We start from the raw sequence: 25,319 nt of genomic DNA on the forward strand, positions 1-25,319 counted from the left end.
ACTTTGGTCGGGGCTTTTTTGTTTAGAAATAATTTTATATTTAAATTACCATGTGTTTTGTCTTATATAGTTAAATACATTTTAATGCAAAACGCATATAATGAATGCCTGTACCTGAGTGGAAATATAAAAGAATATGTCGAGCAGTGAATCAGTTGAATTTAATACCTTTGTTCATGATGTGTATTTACAAAATCAAGGGAAGCGCATTTGTCAATTTGAATATAATGGAAAAAAATTTTGGTTAAAACAGCCAGAGAAGTTGCGTGGTATTTGGAGAATATTAAAACCTAGTGCAAACTTAGCTTTTAAGAACGAAATTGAAAATTTGCAAAGGTTAAATATTTTAAAAGCAGCTGTACCTGAATTAATTACCCATACTGAAAATTATTTGGTTTTAGAGGATGTGGGGAGAACGGTTAATTTATGGATAGAAGATCCAGGCACATCTGTTGAAAAAGAGAACCTTATTTTAAAAGATTGTGTGAAAGCCTTAACTGATTTGCATCGAAAAGATCTCGTGCACGGACGTCCAGCATTAAGAGATATTGCGTGGAAAGATGGTGTTATCAAGTTTGTTGATATAGAAAGCACTTCTCGAAGTGAGAATCTCACCAAAAATAAAATACGTGATAGTTTGGTTTTTATACATGGATTATTTCGCGCAAAAGTTTTAACTCAAGAACAGGCAAAAGAGGCTGCTGATTTATATGGACAATACTGTGATCCTGTGATTTGGCAAAAAATGCTGGGGATTGTGAATAAATTTTATTGGATTTATTATTTAGTGAGGCCATTTAGATCTGTGGCAGGAATGGATTTGTTAGCTGTGATTCGTTTGTTTGAATATTTTAGACATAATAAGAGGTTTTAGTGAAAAAGATTATTATTATTTTAAGTTGTATTTGCTTATTGAGTGCTTGTGCGGTTGGTTGGAATGCGAGCGGTGGGAGCAATGGTGTTGGAACTAGTATTGGTATTGGAACAGGTATTCGTTTTTAATTAAGTTATATTTTATATTAATACAGAGAAAATCTTGCTATTTAATTAAATTAATGTATAATATTATACATATTTCGGACGCGGGGTGGAGCAGCTTGGTAGCTCGTCGGGCTCATAACCCGAAGGCCGTCGGTTCAAATCCGGCCCCCGCAACCACTTTATAAGAATGGCCCTATAGGGCTTTTTTTATGTAACAATTTGATGAGAATAAAGTGGGCGTTAGGCCCTTTTTTTATATCCGAATTTTGGAGGTTCATTTGGCAACGCTAGAACAAAAATTGGAAGAATTATTAAATGATTCTGTTGAAGATTTAGGTTGTGAGCTTGTAGGCATTGAATGCCAACGTGTAGGGCGAACTTTAACAGTTCGTTTATTTATTGATAAAGAAGGCGGTGTAACCATTGATGATTGTGCAGATGTTAGTCGTCAAGTTAGCGCTGTATTAGATGTAGAAGATCCTATTGCGGATAAATATAATCTTGAAGTTTCTTCTCCTGGATTAGATAGACCATTGTTTACTTTAGGGCATTATGAGCGTTTTATTGGAGAAGATATCGTTGTGCATTTACGGATCGCACTGGGAGATCGTCGTAAATGGCAAGGTAAGTTAGTGCGCGTAGAAGGTGATATGATTAGCTTGCTTGTTGATGGGCAAGAGCAAACATTTGTATTTGGCAATATTCAGAAAGCCAACATTATTCCTAAATTTTAATTTGTGTGAAGACAAAAGAGGCAAATAAGCATGAGTAAAGAAATTCTATTGGCTGCTGAAGCGGTATCGAATGAAAAATTATTACCACGTGAAAAGATTTTTGAAGCCTTAGAAAGTGCATTAGCGCTCTCTACTAAGAAGAAATATGAACAAGATATTGATGTTCGAGTAGTGATTGATAAAAAAACAGGGGAATTTGATACTTTTCGTCGTTGGTTAGTTGTTGATGAAGTGAGTAATCCAACAAAAGAAATTACGCTTGAGGCAGCTCAGTTCGATAACCCTGAACTGCAAGTAGGTGATTTTGTTGAAGATCAAATTGACTCTATCGCATTTGATAGAATTACAATGCAAACCGTTCGTCAAGTGATTAGTACAAAAATTCGTGAAGCTGAGCGTAACAAAATTGTAGAGCAATTTCGTTCTCAAGAAGGTGAAATTGTCACGGGGACAGTGAAGAAAGTAAATCGTGATAATATTCTGTTAGATTTAGGTAATCAAGCTGAAGCTGTGGTATTACGTGAAGATATGTTACCACGTGAAAACTTCCGTCCTGGTGATAGAGTACGTGGCGTATTATATAAAGTCAATCCAGAAGCTAAAGGCGCACAATTATTTGTGACTCGAGCAAAACCTGAAATGATCGTTGAGCTATTCCGTTTAGAAGTACCGGAAATTGGCGAAGAAATGATTGAAATTCGTGGGGCTGCAAGGGATCCTGGTTCTAGAGCAAAAATTGCAGTGAAAAGTAATGACAAACGTATCGATCCAGTCGGTGCTTGTGTTGGAATGAGAGGTGCGCGAGTACAGGCAATCACCAATGAATTAGGTGGTGAGCGTGTTGATATTGTGTTGTGGGATGATAATCCAGCCCAATTTGTGATTAATGCAATGGCTCCAGCTGATGTAACATCTATTGTTGTGGATGAAGACAGTCATTCTATGGATATCGCCGTAGAAGCGAGTGCATTAGCGCAAGCTATTGGACGTAATGGTCAGAACGTTCGTTTAGCAACTCAATTGACGGGTTGGACATTAAACGTAATGACAACAGAAGAGCTAAAAAATAAACATCAAGCTGAAAATAGTAAAGTATTGGATTTCTTTATTGCGCATTTGGATCTTGATGAAGAATTTGCGCAATTACTTGTTGAAGAAGGTTTTAACAGCTTAGAGCAATTGGCATATGTTCCAACAGAAGAGTTGCTTGATATTGAGGGCTTTGATGAAGAATTAGCAGAGGAATTACGCACACGTGCTAAAAATGCCTTGACGACTATTGCATTGGCTGAACAAGAAACTTTATCGCAAGCAGATATTGAAGAAGCATTATTAAACTTAGAAGGAATGGATCGCCATTTAGCCGTAAAACTCGCTGCGAAAAATATAACTTCGTTAGAAGAACTTGCGGAACAAAGTGTTGATGATCTAGAAGATATTGAGGAATTAAGCCAAGAAAAAGCGGCAGACTTAATTATGGCTGCTCGTAATATTTGTTGGTTTGGTGGTGAGGCATAAGCAGATTAGGTAAAAAATTATGAGTGATAAGAGCATAACCCAATTGGCAAATGAAATTCATACACCGCTTGAGCAATTAATTAATCAATTTGCTGATGCCGGTATTAAAAAATCAGCAGATTCTTTGGTTACAGCAGAGGAAGAAGCAAAGCTATTGGCTTCATTAAGCGGAGAGGAAAAAGTACTAGCACCGAAAAAATTAACTTTACAACGCAAAGAACGTAGTACATTGAAAGTGCAGGGTTCAATGGGTAAAAGTAAAGAAGTGCAAGTTGAGGTCCGCAAAAAACGCGTGGTAAATACAGCGTTAGCAGAAGAAGCTAAACAAGCGGAAATTGAAGCAGAAAAAGCACGTTTAGAAGCGGAAGCTCAAGCAAAAGCTGAGGCAGAGAAGAAAGCGAAAGCAGAGGCGGAAGCAGAAAAAGCTCGCCTCGCAGCACAAAAGGCTGAACAAGCTAAAGAAGTTAAGGCTGAAGAAGTTGTTTCTTCTGCACAAAAGCAAGAGAAAGATAAGCGTAAGGCAGAAGAGGCTGAATTACGTCGTAAGGCGGATGAACTTGCACGCCAAAAAGCAGAAGAGCAAGCGCGTAAAGCTGCAGAAGAAGCTAAACGTTTGGCGGCTTTGGCCGAAGAAAACAATGATGAAGATGAAGCTGATGATTTTGCAGATTATCATCTGACGTCAAGTTATGCTTTGGAAGCGGAAAGTGAAGAAGAGCGTCGCAATGAAGGGCGTGGACGTACGGGTAAAAATAAAGTCGCCAAAGCCAAAAAAGGCGGACGTGATGATGAAAATAATAAAAATGAGCGAGAGTCTAACCGTCGTAATCAAAAAGATTTTAAAGGCGGTAAAGGTAAACATGCTAAGAAAGGAAGTAGTGCATTACAACAAGCATTTACTAAACCTGCTCAGGTAGTTAACCGTGATGTTGTCATTGGCGAGACGATCACAGTAAAAGATCTTGCGGATAAAATGGCTATCAAAGCAACCGAAATCATTAAAACCATGATGAAGATGGGAGAAATGGTAACCATTAACCAAGTCATTGATCAAGAAACTGCACAACTTGTTGCAGAAGAAATGGGACATAAGGTTATTGTTCGTAAAGAAAATGAGCTAGAAGAAGCATTAATGAGCGATCGTGATATTCATGCTGAAATGGTCACGCGAGCACCAGTAGTCACTATAATGGGACATGTGGATCACGGTAAAACCTCATTGCTTGATTATATTCGTAAAGCTAAGGTTGCAGCTGGCGAAGCTGGAGGAATCACCCAGCATATCGGTGCATATCATGTGGAAACAAATGGTAAAATGATTACCTTTTTAGATACTCCAGGACATGCGGCCTTTACGTCTATGCGAGCTCGTGGTGCGAAAGCAACCGATATTGTGGTATTAGTGGTTGCAGCTGATGATGGTGTTATGCCACAGACTATTGAAGCTATTCAGCACGCGAAAGCGGCTAGTGTACCAATTGTTGTAGCGGTAAATAAAATTGATAAGCCGGAAGCTAACCCTGATCGTGTAGAACAAGAATTATTGCAATATGATGTTGTTGCAGAGAAATTTGGTGGTGATGTACAGTTTGTATATGTTTCAGCTAAGAAAGGTACGGGTGTTGATGAATTGCTTGATGCGATTTTATTACAATCTGAAGTACTTGAATTGACGGCTGTTAAAGATGGTATGGCAAGCGGTGTTGTAATCGAGTCCTATCTTGATAAAGGTCGTGGCCCTGTGGCAACTATTTTAGTGCAATCAGGTACCTTAAATAAAGGTGATATTGTTCTTTGTGGGTTTGAATATGGACGCGTTAGAGCAATGCGTGATGAAAATGGCAAAGACATTTCGGAAGCTGGGCCGTCTATTCCTGTTGAAGTATTAGGGCTTTCAGGCGTTCCTGCGGCAGGGGATGAAGCAACAGTTGTACGAGATGAGAAAAAAGCTCGAGAAGTTGCGTTATATCGTCAGGGTAAATTCCGTGAAGTGAAGCTAGCACGTCAGCAAAAAGCCAAACTGGAAAATATGTTCAGCAATATGGCAGAAGGCGATATATCTGAATTGAATATTGTTGTGAAAGCTGATGTTCAAGGTTCTGTAGAGGCAATTTGCCAATCATTAATGGAGCTGTCTACGAATGAAGTCAAAGTGAAAATTATTGGCTCTGGAGTAGGGGGAATTACAGAAACTGATGCGACATTAGCTGCAGCTTCTAACGCAATTGTAGTAGGCTTTAATGTTCGTGCTGATGCTTCAGCTCGCCGAGTTATTGAAGCTGAAAATATTGATTTACGTTATTACTCAATAATTTATGAGTTGTTAAACGAAATCAAGGCTGCAATGAGTGGTATGTTAGCGCCTGAGTTTAAACAAGAAATCATTGGTTTAGCTGAAGTACGTGATGTATTTAGACATCCGAAATTTGGTGCAATTGCAGGTTGTATGGTGACTGAAGGGATTGTGAAACGTAATAACCCAATCCGAGTATTACGCGACAATGTTGTGATTTTCGAGGGAGAATTAGAATCCTTACGTCGTTTTAAAGATGACGTATCCGAAGTTCGTAATGGCATGGAGTGTGGTATTGGCGTGAAAAACTATAACGACGTAAAAGTAGGCGACCAAATTGAGGTATTTGAAGTCGTTGAGGTTAAACGTTCAATTTAGTCAAAAAATCGACCGCTCTTTATGTTAAAAGCGATCGAATTATGGAATAGTTTTCATAAATTATAAGGCGATAAAATTATCGCCTTTCTATTATGAGAGGATATTATGGCAAGAGAATTTAAACGTAGCGACCGTGTTGCACAAGAACTGCAAAAAGAGGTGGCAGTGATTTTACAACGTGAGGTAAAAGATCCTCGCATTGGTATGGTAACAGTGTCTGATGTTGAAGTGTCCAGTGATCTCGCTTATGCAAAAATATTTGTCACTTTTTTATTTGATTCAGATGAAGAAGTCGTACGTCAAGGCATGAAAGGTTTAGAAAAAGCCGCGCCTTATATTCGTACATTATTAGGTAAAGCTATGCGTTTGCGCATTGTTCCAGAATTGCGTTTTGTTTATGACAGTTCATTGATTGATGGAATGCGTATGTCAAATTTAGTGACAAACGTCGTTCGTAAAGATCAGGAACGTCATGTTGATGAAGAATAAAAACGAGGCGATCTATGTCAAAACCGCGTAAGCGTGGGCGTGATATTCATGGTGTATTTTTACTTGATAAACCACAGGGTGTGAGCTCTAATGATATCATGCAAAAAGTTAAGCGTTTGTTTCAAGCGAATAAAGCAGGACATACCGGCGCATTAGATCCATTAGCAACAGGTATGTTACCGATTTGCTTAGGAGAGGCCACAAAATTTTCGCAATTTTTATTGGATGCAGATAAGCGATATTTAGTAACTGCAAAATTAGGCGAGCGGACTGATACGTCTGATGCGGACGGGAAAATTGTACAAACTCGAGATGTTTCAATAAAAACTTCAGAAATTTTGACCGCTCTTCCGCATTTTCGTGGAGAACTTATGCAAGTTCCGACCATGTATTCTGCACTTAAATATCAAGGTAAACCCTTATATGAATATGCGCGTGCAGGTATAGAGGTAGAACGTGAAGCACGGCCTATCACAATTTTTGAATTAAAATTTATCGAATATCAAGCACCGTTTTTAACCTTAGAGGTACACTGCTCGAAAGGCACATATATTCGAACTTTGATTGATGATTTAGGTGAATATTTAGGTTGTGGTGCACATGTTACGAAGTTGCGACGTACAGCGGTAGCGGATTATCCTACATCAAGCATGATGACTTGGGAGGCTTTACAGCAGTTAGCGGAACAAGATGATCTTGCGACACTAGAGCAACAGTTATTGCCAGTAGATTCAGCAGTAAGTAAATTACCTGTTTTATCCTTAACGTCGGAACAAGCTCGGGCAGTGAATTTTGGTCAGCGAGTAAAATTTGATAACCCGAGTGCTTTGAATGGGTTAGTAAGGTTATTTTACTTATCGCAGTTTTTAGGTGTGGCGATGATCGGTGAAGACAATGTGATACGTCCTCAACGTTTAATTCAACAAGATAAAAAAGTGCAATAGGGTTTGATGATTTAATTTATTTGTAATGATTAAATCTTCTGATTGCCAGATCTTATTAGCTTCTAAAAGATATTATATGATGACCGCCATGTGTGGTTGTATGAAAGATAGAACATAAAATGGTTTAACCTGTGATAAGATATGGTTAAATCATTTTTTATTGCTTTTTCAATGAATAAACTTACTATTAACGATATTGCCAAGCTTTGTGGGGTCGGAAAATCCACCGTTTCTCGGGTGTTGAATAATGATCCTAAGGTCAGTGAAAAAACGAAACAGCACGTATTGGCGGTAATTAAACAGTATAATTTCAAACCTTCTCGTTCTGCAAGAGCTATGCGAGGCATAGAAAATAAAGTTATCGGTATTATTGTAACTCGTTTAGATTCTTCGTCGGAAAATCGTGTATTACGCGGTATTCTAAACCGACTGGAGGAGCTTGGATACGAACATTTTATTACAGAAAGCCGATTTGATATTGAGTTAGTGCAAGAACATCTTTATTCTTTTGAACAACGTCAAATTGATGGGATTATTGTCTTTGGATTCAGTGGATTAGGACAAAAGATTTTACAACCTTATTCCAGTAAGCTAGTGGCGATCGCACAGTATTACCCAGCTCTAACCTCCATTTATTACGATGATCAAGGTGCTATCCGTTTACTGTTGGAACGGTTGTATCAGGAAAATTACCGACATATCGGTTATATCGGTATCCATAAGCAAGACTACACAACGGGATATTTACGCTACCAGTCCTATATGGATTTTTGTGCAGCCCATCAACTCTCCCCTAACGCCTGCTTGGGAGAACTCAATTACCTCACTGGTTATGCCTTAACTGCTGAAATACTGCAACAGCCTAATACAGATGCCATTGTATGTGCTACCGATAGCCTTGCTTTCGGTGTGAATAAATTTTTACAAGAGCAACAACGTGATGATATTCAGGTCTGCAGTGTAGGAAATAATCCGTTACTTAAATTTCTATTTCCACAGAATATATCAATTAATTTTGGTTTGTTTCGTGCGGGTCAAAGTGCGGTCGAATTATTAATAAATTTACTCGCGACAGGACAAAAAACACATTGTTGTATCCCCAGTAATTTTGAATAAATTGTGATCATCATCACAAAATGAAAAAATTATTTTAATTTTGGGAACGTTCCCATTGAAGGATATCGGTTCTCTGTTATGATAGGAATCATCTTATTTACACACAAATTAAGGTCTCTCCTATGTCAAAGAAAATCGATCCTCAAAATATTGACAACCTAATTGAATTAATTGGCGGTCGTGAGAATATCTCAACGGTTACACATTGCATTACCCGTCTGCGATTTGTACTCAATGATGAAGCAAAAGCACAAACTAAAGCGATTGAAAATCTTCCTATGGTGAAAGCTGTTATATCTACTGGCGGACAATACCAAGTTGTTATCGGTCAGGAGGTAACGGAATATTACCAGTTACTCCTAAAAAAGACAGGTTTAGCGAGTGCGGATAAAGAGCAGGTAAAAGCGGCAGCTCGTCAGAATCAAAAGTGGTATGAACAGCTTATTTCTCATATGGCGGATATTTTTATCCCATTATTACCTGCATTGATTAGCGGTGGTTTAATTTTAGGCTTCCGCAATGTTATTGGTGATATTGCTATGTTTGATAATGGCACTAAAACCTTAGTACAAATGAGTCTTTTCTGGGCAAGTATTCATAATTTCTTATGGCTAATTGGTGAAGCTATTTTCCACTTTTTACCTGTTGGTATTTGTTGGTCAATCGCTCGTAAAATGGGGACTTCGCCGATTTTGGGGATTGTACTTGGTATCACATTGGTTTCCCCACAATTAATGAATTCTTACGCTTTAGGTTCACAAATTCCAGAAGCGTGGGATTTTGATTGGTTAAAAATTGAAAAAGTTGGCTATCAAGCACAGGTTATCCCAGCAATTATGGCAGGTTTAGCCTTGTCTTATATCGAACGTTTTCTGACTAAAATTATACCGAATTATTTAAATTTGGTGATCGTACCGGTAACCTCGATCATCATTGCAGTTTTTTTAGCCCATACAATTATCGGTCCTATTGGACGTGAAATCGGTAATGGTGTTGCGTTTGTCGTTCGCCATTCTATGACAGGCGATTTCGCTCCTATCGGGTCAGCGATTTTCGGCTTTCTCTATGCACCGTTAGTGATTACTGGTGTACACCAAACTACCTTAGCGATTGATATGCAAATGATCCAAAACATCGGTGGTACACCTGTTTGGCCACTTATTGCTCTTTCTAATATTGCTCAAGCCTCCGCCGTTCTCGGTATTGTCATTATCAGCAAAAAAGCGAACGAACGTGAAATTTCCGTACCAGCGGCAATCTCTGCTTACTTAGGTGTAACAGAACCTGCGATGTACGGTATCAATATGAAATACCGTTTCCCGATGTTGTGTGCGATGATCGGTTCAGCTTTAGCTGCACTTATTTGTGGATTTAATGGTGTATTGGCAAGCTCTATCGGTGTTGGTGGTTTACCGGGTATCCTTTCTATCCAATTACCATTCTGGGCTACCTTTGCTGTTGCTATGGTAGTGGCAATCATCGTTCCATTGCTCTTAACTATCGTTATGTATAAACGTTGGGAAAAAGCCGGTAAATTGGAAAATTAATCAAAACTTGGGGAAAATGCACCGCACTTTCCCCAAGTTATATCTTTAAATAGATTTTAACAAGAGAACTTATTATGCAAGAAACAACACAGTGGTGGAAAAATGGCGTTATTTATCAAATATACCCAAAAAGCTTTCAGGATAGTACGGGGTCGGGTACAGGAGATATTCAAGGCATTATCTCCCGTTTAGATTACCTAAAAGAACTCGGTGTTGCGGGCATTTGGATTACGCCGATGTATGTATCTCCGCAATATGATAACGGCTATGATATCGCTGATTATTTCAATATCGATCCGAGTTACGGCACAATGGAAGATTTTGAATGCCTCACGGCGGAAGCTCACAAACGAGATATTAAAGTCATTATGGATATGGTGTTAAATCACACCTCCACCGAACATCAATGGTTTCAACAAGGACAAGATCCTAACAATGAATACCACGATTACTATATTTGGAAAGAAGGCACACCAGAAGCATTACCTAATAACTGGCAATCCAAATTTGGTGGTACAGCTTGGAAATGGTCAGATAAAGCAGGAAAATATTATTTGCATTTATTTGCGACTGAACAAGCTGATTTAAACTGGGAAAATCCAAAAGTACGACAACAAGCGGCAGAAATTTGCCAATTTTGGGCAAAAAAAGGTGTAGATGGACTACGTTTAGATGTCATCAACCTCATTTCCAAAAATCAGGATTTTCCGAATGATGATAAAGGCGATGGTCGCCGTTTCTATACAGACGGTCCACGCATTCACGAATTTCTACAAGAACTTAGCCTACGCAGTTTTAAACCGAATAATCTTATGACTGTAGGCGAAATGTCTTCAACCAGCCTTGAAAATTGTCAGCAATATGCTGCCTTAGACGGTCGAGAACTCTCGATGACCTTTAATTTTCACCATTTAAAAGTGGATTATCCAAATGGAGATAAATGGACTTATGCCTCTCCAGATTTTGTGGAACTCAAATCCATATTTAACTACTGGCAACAAGGTATGCACGGTAAGGCTTGGAATGCGCTATTTTGGTGTAATCACGATCAGCCACGCATTGTTTCTCGCTTCGGTGATAATAGCCCGACAGCAGCAAAATTATGGGCAATGGTATTGCACGGTATGCAAGGCACGCCTTATATTTATCAAGGTGAAGAAATCGGTATGACCAACCCTGATTTTGATTCTATTGAGCATTATCGCGATGTGGAAAGTCTGAATATGTATAAAATTCTGCAAGCTAAGGGTAAAAATACAACGGAAATTTTAAACATTCTCGCACAAAAATCCCGTGATAACAGCCGTACCCCTATGCAATGGAATAGTTTACCAAATGCCGGCTTTTCCAACGCTCAACCTTGGATTAACGTAGCGAGTAATTATCATAAAATCAATGTAGAAAATGCATTAAAAGATAAAAACTCGGTATTTTATCTTTATCAAACATTGATTAAATTGCGTAAGCAATATGCTATTTTCACCGATGGCGATTATTATGATTTAGCGCCGAAAACCGATTGCACTTGGCAATATATACGCAGCAAGGACAATGAGCAATTATTGGTGTTAGCAAATTTAAGCGGAGAGGAGCAGAAAGTAACACTTACCTCTGAATTACTCTCTCATTCATGGGAAATTTTGCTAAATAATGATCAACACACCGTTGAGTTACAAGAGGTTTTGTACTTAAAACCTTATCAAGCGGTATATTTTTATCATAATTAGCCTATCTAGGTGTAATGGATAAATATGTTGTCCATTACACCTTTTTTGGATGCTTAGCGGGGTTATTTCGCTAATCGGCTCAGAATTTGTTGCTGTATGGCTTTATCATTATCTTTTAACTCAGTCATCATCGCAATTTGCTGATAAATATTTTCTTGCTCTGATGGTTCGTCTTGATTGATTAATGCCTGTATAGAGTCAAGTAGGGTGACTTTCAGCAGGTAGCCGTTTAATGCCGTATGAATCTTAGGCAATTTAAGCAGATATTTATAAGCGGTATAGCCTTGTTCATATTTACCCAAAGCAATGGCAGCGCGTAGATAAGCATTATGACGGCCGTAGCGGTGAACTGCTTCGTTTACAACGATAACTTGTAAGAGACTAGGTTCCGATAGCGATAAGCTTTTTTCGGCATATTCCCATGCAATTGAGTAGGCTTGTCGACTTAAAAAGTGCTCAGCAAGACAGACTAGGGCTTCAGCATTGTGTGGTGAATTGTTATAAGCCAAAAGCCATTGGTAAACCGCTTTTTCCGGTTGTTCTAAGTTTTTATATTGTTCGGCGAGCATCATCAAAGCGTAGCGCCGTTGCTCGCTGCCTTTTTTACTATAATCTACACTTTTCTGGTACCATTGCGCGGCTTTGTCGTACATTTTGGCATCACGGTAGGATTGGCCACAGAAAAATGCATTTTGGGCACATAATTCTTTCTCGTCATTTTCGTCAAAATAACGCTCTAACATCAGTGCGTCATCATAGTATTTCTGCGGATTTTGACTGCGTGCACCAAAGCGCCCAGAGATGATGTAATAATCACCACTTACTAATGACTGGGTGATTGATTGTGACACTGATTTTGGTAGGTGGAGTTGTTCATGTACAGCACCGCGCCATTGCCACGGCAAATTATTTTTAATCATTAAACGACGGGTGTAAAAGCGTGAGTTATCACGTTGACCACGCATTTTTAGAAAATAGGCGCCGGCATTAAGTTCGGTATCAGCATTTAACCCAAGATCGCCACAAATTCTATCATCTGCATCAAACAAAAACAGATAATCGGCTTTGCCTTTAGCGGCATCTAATGCTAACTGGCGGTTATGCCCGAAATGTTTCCATTCGTGGTGGAGTAGTTCGCCGTTGATTCCTCGCTCAGCAAAGAAGCGCTTAATGCGTTCAGGGGTATCATCGCTTGAACCTGTATCGGCAATCACCCAATAGGTGAGCGGAACCTGTTCAAGGATATTTGCTAGCGTTTCTTCAATAATCGTCGCTTCATTTTTGACGATCATATTTAAACAAATTGTAGACATGTATTCATAAACTTTTAGCTAAAATAGATTTGCTATTGTAACAAAATTTGTCAGAAGATAGTAGTGAGTAATCAATAAATGTTTATATGTAAAAAAGGCATTTAGAGAAGAGCGGTATCAATTCGGTAAATTATTATTTACGTGATGTCTCTTTATTTGCGTAATGTACAGGGGACAAGTATCTATATTTTATATATCCTTGCAAAAAATGTGATTATTATCACAATTATAAAAAATAGTCGTCATGGATTGTTTACAAAACTTGACACCTTTCAGCTTTTAGATTATTTTCAGTGGGCATTTATTTTATAAAAATAAATAATTATTCTTTCTTTTTGAAGTATTTGTTTATGAGGACACTCTGATGAAAAAGACTCTTATTGCTTTAACTGTTGCAGCAATGACTGCAACAGCTGCACAAGCGGCAGTAGTATACGAAAGTGATGACACTAAGGTTGCTTTAGGTGGTCGTGTAGATGTCATGGTAGGTAAGTTCAATAAAGATGAGCGTGGTGATTTACGTAACAATGAGTCGCGCGTTGAAATCCAAGTTGAGCAAAAAATTTCTGAAGGATTTAAAGCGTTAGCGTACTGGCGTCTTCGCTTTAATGGCTTAAACGGTCAATCTAATGCGGATCGTTGGGATACTGGTTCATCATTTAACTCACCAACAACAAATAAATTATGGGCAGGTTTTCAGCATGATGATATTGGTCGTTTAACTTTCGGTAAACAAGATACAAATGTTGATAGCTTGCAAATGAATGACCGTGCTTATATTTTCGGTGGCAATAATAATTTAACCACTGGCGGAGATAAAGTGGTTTCTTTCCGTAGCTTAGATTATGCTTTTGCTAATAATCAACATATTGGTTTTGGTCTTGATTATTTGTTTGGTGATGCAAACAAAGCAGATAATGCTGAGTATAAATACGGTTACAGCGGTATCTTATTTTATCGTGGAGACTTCAATGGTTTAGGCGTTCGTTTTAATGCGGGTGCGTCTCATGATAAATATGAGAAACAAGCGTCAACTTCTGCGGCTGGAGCGGAGAAAACTGCATGGCGTCTTGCTTCTGAATTCAGTTATGGTCCTGCAAAATTTGGTGCAGAATATGGTCAAAGCCGATTCAAAAATCAAGGTGAAACCACTGCAAAAGGTTATTACATAGAAGTGGCTGGAAAATATCAAGTACTTGATAATTCATCTATTTATGTTGCTTGGGAACGTAACCAAGTTCGTGGTGAAAGCGCTCAGACCTATGGCAACGATTTCACTTTCTTAACCGAAGTACATTATCCTTTAGCAGTGACAAAAGGACAAAAATTAACTGAGAATGTTATCATTGCTGGTGTGGACTACGAATTGAATAAAAATGTCGTGCTTTATACCGAATATGCGCATTCACGTGTAAAAGGTAATGGCTCTGTTAATGCAACCGATTTGAATAATAATACGTTTAAAGATAATAAATTTGGTGTCGGCGCACGTATTTACTTCTAATTGTTGACAAAGTTAAAAGGCAATGTAATGAATACATTGCCTTTTTTATGTTATAGTGAAATTTTGCTTGGGTAAGCGACTTCAAGTTGCAGTGAACGGTCTGTATAGAGCGTATTTTTCCGATTTGGGATAAAAAAGCGTGAGGTCAGTGCTTTTTCTCCGTGATTCAGAAATATTTCCATTATTGATCGATCAAGGAAAATCTCAACATCTTGTAAATGTCCGATTTCACAAAAACGTTGGCAGCCAAATTGTGACATGCGTTCGGTTTGTTTGGTATGTGAACGATCAATTGAGAATACTTTACCATCATAGCTTAAACCGAGCTTTTGTCCTGCCTCATTATGGAATAGCTCTAATTTAAATGGACGATTGTCAGCATTAAATTTGAGATAGGCTTGATCTAAATTCGCGATTTCAACCTGATTTTCTATGTTTATGCGTTGAAGTGCGGTCAAATTTTCATAAATATTTTTAGCTGGGTGTTGGGAAAGTTTGCCATTTTTTAAACGTATTTGACGTGGTAGAGTAAGCATAGAATGCCATTTATATTCATCTGTTGGATAGTCTAAATCAGGCAAACCAACCCAACCATACATGATAGTTTCTTCTTTGTTACTCAGCCCTGCGAAAGTTTGTGGCGCATAAAAGTCAAAACCTTGATCTAATTCTGCAATATACTCAGCTTTAAAGATGAGTCCTTCGAGTTTACCAATAGCATATGTTGCATGGTAATTATTTTGAAATTGGAGAGATTCTCTTGGTTTACCTTGTGGTGACCAGATAAATACATCTTTATCACCGAGTTTGAATAGATCAGGACATTCCCACATAAACACATGACTATTATCAAATTGTGGCAAAGCGATTTCGCCTAATAAACGAGGTTTGGCTTCAAGGTTATCCATTTCAAATAAAAGTACTGTGCCAGTTAAATCTTGACGTTGTGCGCCACAGACGAAACGAATTTTTCCGTCAGGCGTATAAAATGGCTTGGGATCTCGCACGTGTTCCGTATAACCTTCAGGTGCTTGTTCAATAAGAGGGCGTTTGTGTTGCAGTTCCCCTTTTTTATTGAAAATAGCTAAATTTTGAAAAGGTATGCGTTGATTATCAGATGAACGCCGAGTATTACCAGTATAAAATACGGCAAAATGTTGTTCATCTATAGGCAATGCGCCTCCAGAATAACAACCATGACTTTCAAATAGTTCCGTTGGTATTAAGGTTTCAGCAGACTGATAATGGATAAAATCTTCAGTGATATAGTGTTTCCAATGTTTCATGCCATGTATCGCATCAAAGGGAAACCATTGATAGAAAATATGATACTTTTCACCATCGAAGATAAGTCCGTTAGGATCATTCAGTAAGCCCGTTGGTGGCGCGAGATGATAAACGGGACGAAAGTCTTGATCAGAATCCACGATGCTTTTGATTTGCGCTAATTCATTGCTTTCAGCAGCTAGTAAGCTTTTATATTTGCCATTATTAAAGATGATCATGAAATGTCCTCAACTAATTGGATAAAAACATATCTAATTCAGTTTGATTAGGTAATGCTGCCATAGCGCCTTTAGCGGTACAAGCGAGTGCGCCACAAGCATTTGCTTGATGAATAATTTTCTCTAATATGGAAATGTGTTGCCAATCTTCTGAGTGAGCAGCTAATCCTGCGAGTAAACCACTGACAAAAGCATCACCGGCCCCCGTCGTATCTACAGGCTTTAACGCTTTACCTTTAATTGTGGCACTTTGGCCATTTAAGTGATAAAGCGCACCGTCTTTTCCCATTGTGATGATAATCAATTTTTGTGGATAAAGTGCGGTGATTTTTTCAAACGATTTTTCTAATGTATGAGTATCCGTGAGAAGGGTAAGTTCTTCTTCTGAAAATTTTAACACATCTGCTAAAGCGATAGCTTGATTAACTACGGTTTTCATTTCTTCCACATTTGGCCATAAACTTTCGCGTAAATTTGGATCAAATGAAAAGAAACCGCCAGCCATTTTAACGCGATGGATAGCCTCAAAAGTGGTTTCACGAGATGGATTATTGATGAGGGCAATAGAACAGCAGTGGAGCCATTCCCCTTGATGAAAATCAGGTAAATCAGAAATTTGTAAAAATTGATCCGCACTTGGGTTAACCATAAAGGTAAAACTGCGTTCGCCATTATCTAAGCCAACTACAACGGTAGATGTGCGCTGCTGTGGATCAAGAATCATATGATCCGTATCGATCTTTTCTGCTTGTAGGGTTTGTTGCATAAACTCACCCAACGGATCTTTTCCGACACGCCCAATAAAGCCAGCCTTAACACCAAGTCGAGCAACTCCAACGGCAACATTAGCAGGCGCGCCACCTGCGCAACGTAGATAGTGGTTTTCACCATCAGGAATTAAATCAACGACAGCATCGCCAGTGACCCAAATTTTCTTCATAACATTCTCCAAAAGACAAGGGGCGAAGAACGCCCCTATAAATACATAATTATTTGACCGTTATTCTAGCGAATTTACGTTTGCCTACTTGATAAACTGCAGTACCTTTTGCGGCATTGCCTTTTACATCTTCAACCTTTTCACCGTTAATTTTCACGCCACCACCTTGTGCTGAGCGAATCGCTTCAGAAGTAGAAGCCACTAAGCCGGCTTCTTTTAGTAGCGTAGCGATCCCAATATCTCCTTCAAAGGTCAATTCCGGCATCTCATCAGGCATTGCGCCTTTTTGGAAACGATTGATAAATTCTTGTTCTGCAGCATCGGCATCCGCATCGCTGTGAAAACGAGCAATAATTTCTTTTGCTAATAAAATTTTTATATCACGTGGATTTTTTCCGTTTGCTACATCGGTTTTTAATTGAGCAATGTCGCTTAATGGACGGAATGAAAGTAAATTATACCAATCCCACATGAGATCATCCGAAATCGACATGATTTTACCAAACATTTCTGATGGGGAATCCGTGATACCCACATAGTTACCTAAGGATTTAGACATTTTTTTCTCACCATCTAACCCAACAAGTAATGGCATAGTGATGGCGACTTGTGGTTTTTGACCGGCTGATTTTTGTAGTTCACGTCCGACTAACAAATTAAATTTTTGATCTGTGCCGCCTAATTCCACATCAGCTTCCAATGCTACTGAATCATGGCCTTGTAATAAAGGATAAATAAATTCATGAATTGCGATTGGCTGATTACTTGAAAAACGTTTTTTGAAATCATCACGTTCTAGCATTCTCGCAACAGTATAATTACTTGCAAGACGAATCATACCTTCGGTTCCTAATTTCCCTAACCAATCTGAGTTGAACACAATACGTGTTTTTTGCGGATCTAAAATTTTGAAAATTTGTTGTTTATAAGTTTCCGCATTACGTAGCACATCTTCGCGACTTAGTGGAGGACGAGTAGTATTTTTACCTGAAGGATCGCCAACCATACCCGTAAAGTCACCAATTAAGAAAATGACTTCGTGGCCAAATTGTTGGAATTGACGTAACTTATTTAATACGACGGTATGACCTAAGTGAATATCCGGAGCGGTAGGGTCTGCACCGAGTTTTACTTTCAATGGGCGATTTTCTTTAAGTTTTTCAATTAAATCTGCTTCTGAAAGAATTTCATCTACACCGCGCTTGAGTTCCGCGAGAACTGTGTTTATATCAGTCATCGATTTTCCTAAATCTATTTATCAAAATAAGACTTACATTATAGGGATTCTAGCAGAAATGAAAAGGGTATTTTGGGATTTTCTCTTGAAGAAAGTGTGGTGAGATAAGGTTGGATTTTGGGTTCTTTTATTTGTTACAGGGAGTGCAGTTTGAATAAATAACCTTAAGTGGATAATTGATTGAAATCAGTCGGCAAGCTCGTTTATATTTCAATTTCGAGATCTTCTTCTACTCGACAACAACAAAGGAGAATTTCATCACGTTGTAAAAAGGCAAGAGGAGGTTCCGGATAGGATACTTTCCCTTTTTTGAGTTTTACTCGACAAGAACCACAATAACCGCTGCGGCATTGGTATTCATGAGATATGCCATTTTTTTCTAAAGTCGAAAGTAGAGACGTTTGGTTATTATGCTCAAGGGTGATGTTACGGTTGATAATATAAATTTTCATACATAAATGTAGACATAAAAATGCAAGATAGTTTTATTATAGAGTAGGATATTTTGCTTTGTCTAATAATATGCATTATGAAGATCTCTGATGTGTCTAGAAGTTTGCTTAGTGCTTTTCAAATTCGGTATATTTTGCTATTGTTTGTGGCAAACAGAGTAAATTTTCCCTACAATTTAACTCTATCCCCAAATGAAAAATCGAAATATGAGAAAATTATGTTAAAACAAGTAACAGAAAGTTTGTTGACACAAAGTAATGTGTCTATTGAGCAATTGAATAACGTCTTCGATCAATTTTCCCATCGCAATATTGACTATGGTGATCTTTATTTTCAATTGAGCCAAGATGAAAGTTGGAGCTTAGAAGATGGCATTATCAAAGAGGGGAGTTTTCATATTGATCGTGGTGTAGGTGTGCGCGCGGTGAGTGGTGAAAAAACAGGATTTGCATATTCTGATCAAATTAGCTTGGCCAGTTTAATGCAATGTGCAAGTACGGCAAAAATTATTGGTTTGGAAGAAAAAACGGATATTATTCACCGTCCTACTTTGAAGGAAACTCAAGCTATCTTACGTTATCAAGCCATTAATCCACTTGCAATGAGTAAAGAACAAAAGATTGAGTTGTTGCGTTTAATCGATCGTACTGCGCGTGCAGAAGATCCGAGAGTGTCGAGAGTATCAGCAAGCCTTAATGCTTTGTACGAGGAAGTGTTGGTCGTTGCGACAGATGGCACTTTGGCGGCCGATATACGCCCTTTAGTGCGTTTATCTATTTCTGTATTAGTCGAACAAGACGGTAAGCGTGAACGCGGTAGCGCAGGCGCAGGGGGAAGAGTCGCTCTAGATTGGTTCTTTGAACCATTTAAGGGAGAAGTTCGGGCTGTGTATTTTGCGAAAGAGGCCGTGCGTCAGGCCTTAGTTAACCTGAATGCTGTTGCTGCACCATCAGGCATGATGCCGGTAGTATTGGCCGCAGGTTGGCCGGGCGTATTGTTACATGAGGCGGTTGGACATGGGTTAGAAGGGGATTTTAATCGTAAAGAGAGCTCATGTTTTACGGATAAAATTGGGCAATTAGTGACATCGCCACTGTGTACGATAGTTGATGATGGAACATTGCAGGATCGTCGAGGCTCATTAACCATTGATGATGAGGGCGTTCCAACCCAACGTACAATGTTGATTGAATATGGGGTATTAAAAGGGTATTTGCAAGATAAGATGAATGCTCGTTTGATGGGGATGTCACCTACAGGAAATGGACGTCGTGAATCTTATGCGCATTTGCCGATGCCTCGTATGACAAATACATATATGTTAGCGGGTAAAAGTAAATTTGAGGATTTAATTTCTTCAGTTAGCCAGGGTATTTATGCGCCACATTTTGGGGGCGGGCAAGTGGATATTACATCTGGTAAGTTTGTTTTTTCTGCTTCAGAAGCCTATTTGATCGAAAAAGGGAAGATTACAAAACCTGTTAAAGGCGCAACCTTGATCGGTAGTGGGATCGAAGTAATGCAAAATATTTCCATGGTAGGAGATAATAGTGAATTGGATCATGGTATCGGTGTTTGTGGCAAAGAAGGGCAAAGCGTACCTGTCGGAGTCGGACAGCCAGCCCTAAAAATTGAAAAAATGACTGTTGGTGGAACCAACTAATTTTATTAACTTTTTTCGAGACATGCTGATACGCAATAGGTTAAGGCATGTCTTGTTTTAATCGCTGAATAATTTGCTCGCCTTGTGAGGAATTGGCAATTAATTGAATATCTCGTGCTTCTTGTGCATAAGTAATATTAATAAAGAGATCTGGAGGTGGCAATAATCCTTGCCCTTTTTCAGCCCATTCCAACAGACAGATGGTATTATGAGCAAAATAGTCTCTAATTCCCATAAATTCAAGTTCTTCAGGATCACTAAGCCGATATAAATCAAAGTGGTAAATGGTTTTATTTGCAAGGTGATATTCTTCTACTAGGGTATAGGTGGGGCTTTTTACATTCCCGTGATAACCCAAGCCTTGAATCATTCCTCGACTTAATGTGGTTTTACCCGCCCCAAGTTCACCATTGAGGTATAGCACAACGCCATTTAATGTATTTAGTGAGTCAATATGCTTAATGAGCTGTTGCCCAAAGTGACACATTGCGTTTTCGTCTACAATATATTGATGATATTCAGAAAATGTATTCATATCATTAACGCCAAGTTCATTAAAAGTTAAAAAAAATTGTACCGCACTTTTGAAACAATAGAAAATCAATCTTGTGAGGTGATGGTGTATTTGAAAAATGGAGCGGGAAACGAGGCTCGAACTCGCGACCCCGACCTTGGCAAGGTCGTGCTCTACCAACTGAGCTATTCCCGCGTAGAATGAAGTATAAGATTGGAGCGGGAAACGAGGCTCGAACTCGCGACCCCGACCTTGGCAAGGTCGTGCTCTACCAACTGAGCTATTCCCGCATACAACAGAAGTTGTGAGATGGCATTATACGATTATTTTTTTAAGGTGCAAGCCCAAATCATGAAAAAAAGTGAGCTTGCTTAGTTCTTCGTCAGTTTAAGTTGATAAAGTGTTCGCGATAATAGGCTAATTCAGCGATAGACTCCCTAATATCATCAAGGGCAAGGTGGGTATTTTTCTTTTCGAAACCTTTTAATATTTCGGGCTTCCAGCGGCTTGCAAGTTCTTTTAATGTGCTGACATCTAAGTGACGATAATGAAAGTAATCCGCTAATTCAGGCATGTATTTGAATAAAAACCGTTTATCTTGTGCAACACTGTTACCACAAATAGGCGAAGCCCCCTTAGGTAGCCATTTTTTTAGAAAGTCTAAGGTTTGCAACTCAGCTGCTCGTTCATTGAGCGTGCTTTGCTGAACGCGTTGTATTAAACCATTTTTTGAATGGGTTTTCATACACCATTCACTCATATTATTGAGCAATATCTCCGATTGTTTGATTGCTAAAACAGGGCCTTCAGCAAGAATATTCAGATCTTTATCTGTAACAATCGTCGCAATTTCAATAATGCGTTCTTTTTCAGGGTCAAGCCCCGTCATTTCCAAATCGATCCAAATCAAGTTTTGTTTATTTTGTGACATAGTGTATCCTTATTTGAATTTTTATCTATTTTAACGAATTTCGTAAGAATAAAGCAAAAATCACAACATTATTTTTTATGCGGATTTGTTGTGGGGCTGATGTTGTGAATGAACAACGGGATTTTAAAACCATTAAGATTAAATTAAATGTATGACAAAACGTAGATTAACTCAAAATCAAAAGCGTCGAATTCAGCAAAATAAAGCAAAAAGTTTATCTCGCCATACCCACAAGTCTCAACGGGATTTTGAATGGGAAGATGAATTGCTAGGAGAATCTCAAGAAGGATTAGTGGTTGCGCGTTATTCGGCCCATGCGGATATTGAAGATATTCAAGGGCAAGTGTTTCGCTGTAATTTGCGTCGCACTCTTTCCAGTCTTGTTGTAGGCGATCATGTCATTTGGCGACAAGGACATGAAAATTTACATGGTATTAGCGGTGTCGTGGAGGCGGTACAACCCCGTATGAATACATTGTCTCGTCCTGATTATTATGATGGTTTAAAAGTCATGGCGGCAAACATTGATCGTATTGTGATCGTATCTGCAGTAGTGCCGACTTTATCGTTAAATATTATTGATCGCTATTTGGTGATTTGTGAAACGGCAAATATTCCCGCAGTGTTAGTGATAAATAAAGTTGATTTGCTGAATGATACAGAACGTAAGATGGTGGAGAAGCAGCTTGAGATTTATGAAAATATAGGTTATCAAACCATGATGCTATCCGCAAAGAGCGGTGAAAATATGGAAAATTTTACCGCACTTTTGTCTCATGGCACATCGATTTTTGTCGGGCAATCAGGTGTAGGTAAATCAAGTTTAGTTAATGGGATTTTGCCTGAAGTGAATACGCCGACGAATGCCGTGAGTGAAATTTCAGGATTAGGGCAGCATACAACGACTGCTTCTCGTTTATATCATTTGCCAAAAGGTGGAGCATTGATTGACTCACCAGGAATTCGAGAGTTTGGATTATGGCACCTCGAACGAGAACAGATCACGAAAGGATATAGAGAATTCCAATATGTGTTAGGAACATGCAAGTTTAGGGATTGTAAACACCTTGACGATCCGGGTTGTGCTTTAAGACAAGCGGTTGAAGAAGGTAAAATTCATGCAGAACGTTTTGAGAATTATCATCGTTTAATTGCCAGTTTAGCGGAAACAAAATCACAACGTCATTTTTTGACGGATTAAAATAGCTTGTTTTATCGTTATTTTGTCTAAAAAACAATCTATTTGTTGTATTTTTTGTGCGTTAGGTCAAAATTTTACTGTAATAGACTTGATTATTTTTTTATAAATATGATACTACTTACAAGATTTATTTTAATCGTTAAAATAAATGGGAAATATTACATCGGATCTTCATAAAGAAGAGAAGGTATTGTTTTTCTGTTTTATATTTTTATTACTTTCAGAGGAAATGACTATGTACTCAAAAGATGTTGAAATTACAGCACCAAACGGATTACACACTCGCCCAGCGGCGCAATTTGTGAAAGAAGCAAAAGCATTTGCTTCCGAAGTTACAGTAACTTCCGGTGGGAAAACCGCCAGTGCGAAGAGTTTATTTAAACTACAAACATTAGGTTTAACGCAAGGTACAGTAATTACTATTTCTGCTGAAGGGGAAGATGAGGAAAAAGCTGTTGAACATTTAGTGGCGTTAATTCCAACTTTAGAATAATTTTATCTGCCACAAAAATAATTTTGTGGCTTTTTTGTATTTAAGCTTTTATTTCATAGTGAATGTTATTAAAAGGGTCGCATAATGATTTCAGGTATTTTAGCCTCTCCGGGCATTGTTTTTGGTAAAGCCTTAGTATTAAAAGAAGAAAAAATTGTACTGGATTTACAAAAAATTAGTGAAGATCAAATTGATACTGAGGTTGAGCGTTTTTACGCCGGTCGTCAAGCTGCAGTAGAGCAGTTGACCGCGATTAAAGAACGTGCTCGTAAGACATTAGGTGAAGAAAAAGAAGCCATTTTTGAAGGCCACTTAATGATTTTAGAAGATGAGGAGCTTGAAGAAGAAATCTTAGATTACTTACGCTCACATAAAGTGAATGCGGGCGTTGCCGCAAGCAAAATTATTGATCAGCAAGTGGAAATGCTATCAGAAATTGATGATGAATATTTGAAAGAGCGTGCAGGCGATATTCGTGATATTGGAAATCGCTTAATTAAGAATATTCTTGGTATGAAGATTGTTGATTTAGGTGAAATTAATGAAGAAGCTATTTTGGTGGCTTATGATTTAACTCCCTCTGAAACGGCACAGCTAAATTTAGATAAAGTACTTGGCTTTATCACCGATATTGGCGGTAGAACATCACATACTTCTATTATGGCACGTTCATTAGAGTTACCGGCTATTGTGGGAACAAACAATATTACCGCAAAAGTTAACTCTGGGGATTATTTAATTCTTGATGCTGTAAATAATGCAGTTTATATCAACCCTAATCAAGAGGAAATCGATCGTTTAAGAGCTTTAGAAGCGCAAATTGCGGAAGAAAAAGCGGAGTTAGCGAAATTAAAGGATTTGCCTGCATTAACCTTAGATGGCCATCGTGTTGAAGTCGTTGCCAATATTGGCACTATCCGTGATTGTGAAGGTGCAGATCGTAATGGTGCGGAAGGCGTGGGCTTATACCGTACAGAATTTTTATTTATGGATCGTGATCAATTACCAAGCGAAGAAGAACAATTTATCGCGTATAAAGAAGTGGTTGAAGCGATGAATGGTCGTTTAGTTGTCTTACGAACTATGGATATTGGTGGAGACAAAGATTTACCGTATTTGGATTTGCCAAAAGAAATGAATCCATTCTTAGGTTGGCGTGCGATTCGTATTGCTTTCGATCGTCGTGAAATTTTACGAGATCAATTGCGCGCAGTATTACGTGCTTCGGCGTTCGGTAAATTAGCGGTTATGTTCCCGATGATTATTTCAGTAGAAGAGATTCGTGAATTAAAAGCCGTGATTGAAACTTTAAAACAAGAGTTGGAAGCTGAAGGAAAAGCATTCGATCAAAATATCCAAATTGGTGTTATGGTGGAAACACCGTCTGCGGCAGTCAATGCAAAATTCTTAGCCAAAGAGGTGGATTTCTTTAGTATTGGTACGAATGATTTAACGCAGTATACCCTTGCGGTAGATCGTGGTAACGAGTTAATTTCACATCTCTATAATCCAATGACTCCGTCAGTATTAAGCTTAATTAAACAAGTGATTGATGCTTCTCACGCAGAAGGAAAATGGACCGGTATGTGTGGTGAGTTAGCGGGTGATGAAAAAGCAACACTTTTACTATTAGGAATGGGGCTAGATGAATTCAGTATGAGTGCTATTTCTGTACCACGTATCAAAAAATTAATTCGTAATGTGGAATTTGCGGAAGCGAAATTGCTTGCAGAAAAAGCGCTAGCATTGCCGACAGCAGCTGAAATTGAGCAATTAGTGTCAGATTTTTTATCAGAAAAAGCATTAAATTAGATACAAATGATATTTTTTGCGATAGA

General features: G+C 38.5%; 22 protein-coding genes and 3 tRNA genes. 16 read left to right on the top strand and 9 right to left on the bottom strand.

Annotated elements, in window-relative coordinates:
- Positions 1-181 precede the first annotated feature (181 nt).
- The 11 genes from CVP05_RS00010 (at position 182) to treC (ending at position 11,727) form a co-directional block, all read left to right on the top strand.
- Positions 182-874, top strand: a complete 693-nt coding sequence (locus CVP05_RS00010) for a BUD32 family EKC/KEOPS complex subunit (RefSeq protein ID WP_165773097.1) — start codon at positions 182-184, stop codon at positions 872-874.
- Positions 874-1,002 carry a hypothetical protein gene (locus CVP05_RS12815; RefSeq protein ID WP_279324769.1) on the top strand — a complete coding sequence of 43 codons (129 nt, stop codon included), beginning with the start codon at positions 874-876 and terminating at the stop codon, positions 1,000-1,002. The genes CVP05_RS00010 and CVP05_RS12815 overlap by 1 nt, the downstream gene beginning before the upstream one ends.
- Before the next feature lie 79 nt (positions 1,003-1,081).
- Positions 1,082-1,158 (top strand) — tRNA-Met (locus CVP05_RS00015).
- 101 nt (positions 1,159-1,259) lie between these two features.
- Entirely contained in the window at positions 1,260-1,715 is a 456-nt protein-coding gene (gene rimP, locus CVP05_RS00020) for a ribosome maturation factor RimP (protein ID WP_100287521.1), read from the top strand.
- A 30-nt stretch (positions 1,716-1,745) separates the two neighbouring features.
- Complete coding sequence (gene nusA, locus CVP05_RS00025; RefSeq protein ID WP_100287522.1) at positions 1,746-3,233, top strand: transcription termination factor NusA; 1,488 nt, start codon at positions 1,746-1,748, stop codon at positions 3,231-3,233.
- Between the two features lie 19 nt (positions 3,234-3,252).
- Positions 3,253-5,904 (top strand): translation initiation factor IF-2, encoded by a 2,652-nt coding sequence (gene infB, locus CVP05_RS00030; protein ID WP_100287523.1) that lies wholly within the window; start codon positions 3,253-3,255, stop codon positions 5,902-5,904.
- A 105-nt stretch (positions 5,905-6,009) separates the two neighbouring features.
- A complete protein-coding gene (gene rbfA, locus CVP05_RS00035) occupies positions 6,010-6,393 on the top strand; it encodes a 30S ribosome-binding factor RbfA (RefSeq protein WP_100287524.1) in 384 nt (127 codons plus the stop codon).
- A 14-nt stretch (positions 6,394-6,407) separates the two neighbouring features.
- Positions 6,408-7,337: a tRNA pseudouridine(55) synthase TruB gene (gene truB / locus CVP05_RS00040; protein ID WP_100287525.1), complete on the top strand. Its 930-nt coding sequence runs from the start codon at positions 6,408-6,410 to the stop codon at positions 7,335-7,337.
- Positions 7,338-7,508: 171 nt separating this feature from the next.
- Positions 7,509-8,453, top strand: coding sequence for a trehalose operon repressor TreR (treR, locus tag CVP05_RS00045; protein ID WP_100287876.1), 945 nt, complete (start codon positions 7,509-7,511; stop codon positions 8,451-8,453).
- Between the two features lie 122 nt (positions 8,454-8,575).
- On the top strand, positions 8,576-10,000 hold the full coding sequence (gene treB, locus CVP05_RS00050) for a PTS trehalose transporter subunit IIBC (protein WP_100287526.1): 1,425 nt from the start codon (positions 8,576-8,578) through the stop codon (positions 9,998-10,000).
- Between the two features lie 74 nt (positions 10,001-10,074).
- Positions 10,075-11,727, top strand: coding sequence for an alpha,alpha-phosphotrehalase (treC, locus tag CVP05_RS00055; RefSeq protein WP_100287527.1), 1,653 nt, complete (start codon positions 10,075-10,077; stop codon positions 11,725-11,727).
- 62 nt (positions 11,728-11,789) lie between these two features.
- On the opposite strand, the gene CVP05_RS00060 is transcribed toward treC, so the two are convergent.
- Positions 11,790-13,040: a glycosyltransferase gene (locus CVP05_RS00060; RefSeq protein ID WP_100287528.1), complete on the bottom strand. Its 1,251-nt coding sequence runs from the start codon at positions 13,038-13,040 to the stop codon at positions 11,790-11,792.
- A gap of 364 nt (positions 13,041-13,404) precedes the next feature.
- Here CVP05_RS00060 and CVP05_RS00065 point away from each other — a divergent pair, with 364 nt between their 5' ends.
- Positions 13,405-14,544 carry a porin gene (locus tag CVP05_RS00065; RefSeq protein WP_100287529.1) on the top strand — a complete coding sequence of 380 codons (1,140 nt, stop codon included), beginning with the start codon at positions 13,405-13,407 and terminating at the stop codon, positions 14,542-14,544.
- Positions 14,545-14,594: 50 nt separating this feature from the next.
- Here the strand turns inward: CVP05_RS00065 and CVP05_RS00070 are convergent, their stop codons facing one another.
- The 4 genes from CVP05_RS00070 to yfaE form a co-directional block, all read right to left on the bottom strand.
- Positions 14,595-16,049: a glycoside hydrolase family 32 protein gene (locus CVP05_RS00070; RefSeq protein WP_100287530.1), complete on the bottom strand. Its 1,455-nt coding sequence runs from the start codon at positions 16,047-16,049 to the stop codon at positions 14,595-14,597.
- 13 nt (positions 16,050-16,062) lie between these two features.
- Positions 16,063-16,989 carry an aminoimidazole riboside kinase gene (locus CVP05_RS00075; protein ID WP_100287531.1) on the bottom strand — a complete coding sequence of 309 codons (927 nt, stop codon included), beginning with the start codon at positions 16,987-16,989 and terminating at the stop codon, positions 16,063-16,065.
- 49 nt (positions 16,990-17,038) lie between these two features.
- The gene (gene tyrS / locus CVP05_RS00080) at positions 17,039-18,226 is read right to left on the bottom strand and encodes a tyrosine--tRNA ligase (RefSeq protein WP_100287532.1); all 1,188 of its coding nucleotides are present in this window, start codon (positions 18,224-18,226) and stop codon (positions 17,039-17,041) included.
- 203 nt (positions 18,227-18,429) lie between these two features.
- On the bottom strand, positions 18,430-18,678 hold the full coding sequence (yfaE, locus tag CVP05_RS00085) for a class I ribonucleotide reductase maintenance protein YfaE (RefSeq protein ID WP_100287533.1): 249 nt from the start codon (positions 18,676-18,678) through the stop codon (positions 18,430-18,432).
- A gap of 218 nt (positions 18,679-18,896) precedes the next feature.
- Between yfaE and tldD the strand changes: the two genes are divergently transcribed.
- Positions 18,897-20,342, top strand: coding sequence for a metalloprotease TldD (gene tldD / locus CVP05_RS00090; protein ID WP_100287534.1), 1,446 nt, complete (start codon positions 18,897-18,899; stop codon positions 20,340-20,342).
- A 40-nt stretch (positions 20,343-20,382) separates the two neighbouring features.
- Here the strand turns inward: tldD and tsaE are convergent, their stop codons facing one another.
- The 4 genes from tsaE to orn all read right to left on the bottom strand — a co-directional run bounded on the left by tsaE (position 20,383) and on the right by orn (position 21,787).
- Positions 20,383-20,877 (bottom strand): tRNA (adenosine(37)-N6)-threonylcarbamoyltransferase complex ATPase subunit type 1 TsaE, encoded by a 495-nt coding sequence (tsaE, locus tag CVP05_RS00095; RefSeq protein ID WP_100287535.1) that lies wholly within the window; start codon positions 20,875-20,877, stop codon positions 20,383-20,385.
- 98 nt (positions 20,878-20,975) lie between these two features.
- A tRNA-Gly gene (locus tag CVP05_RS00100) sits at positions 20,976-21,051 on the bottom strand.
- A 19-nt stretch (positions 21,052-21,070) separates the two neighbouring features.
- A tRNA-Gly gene (locus CVP05_RS00105) sits at positions 21,071-21,146 on the bottom strand.
- A 92-nt stretch (positions 21,147-21,238) separates the two neighbouring features.
- Positions 21,239-21,787, bottom strand: coding sequence for an oligoribonuclease (gene orn / locus CVP05_RS00110; RefSeq protein WP_100287536.1), 549 nt, complete (start codon positions 21,785-21,787; stop codon positions 21,239-21,241).
- A 151-nt stretch (positions 21,788-21,938) separates the two neighbouring features.
- Here orn and rsgA point away from each other — a divergent pair, with 151 nt between their 5' ends.
- The 3 genes from rsgA (at position 21,939) to ptsI (ending at position 25,293) form a co-directional block, all read left to right on the top strand.
- Positions 21,939-22,988 (top strand): small ribosomal subunit biogenesis GTPase RsgA, encoded by a 1,050-nt coding sequence (gene rsgA / locus CVP05_RS00115; RefSeq protein ID WP_100287537.1) that lies wholly within the window; start codon positions 21,939-21,941, stop codon positions 22,986-22,988.
- A gap of 235 nt (positions 22,989-23,223) precedes the next feature.
- On the top strand, positions 23,224-23,481 hold the full coding sequence (ptsH, locus tag CVP05_RS00120; RefSeq protein WP_100287538.1) for a phosphocarrier protein Hpr: 258 nt from the start codon (positions 23,224-23,226) through the stop codon (positions 23,479-23,481).
- Between the two features lie 84 nt (positions 23,482-23,565).
- Complete coding sequence (ptsI, locus tag CVP05_RS00125; RefSeq protein ID WP_100287539.1) at positions 23,566-25,293, top strand: phosphoenolpyruvate-protein phosphotransferase PtsI; 1,728 nt, start codon at positions 23,566-23,568, stop codon at positions 25,291-25,293.
- Positions 25,294-25,319: the final 26 nt, after the last annotated feature.

The organism is Conservatibacter flavescens, assembly GCF_002795425.1.
In the GTDB taxonomy this organism is placed as follows: Bacteria; Pseudomonadota; Gammaproteobacteria; order Enterobacterales; family Pasteurellaceae; genus Conservatibacter; species Conservatibacter flavescens.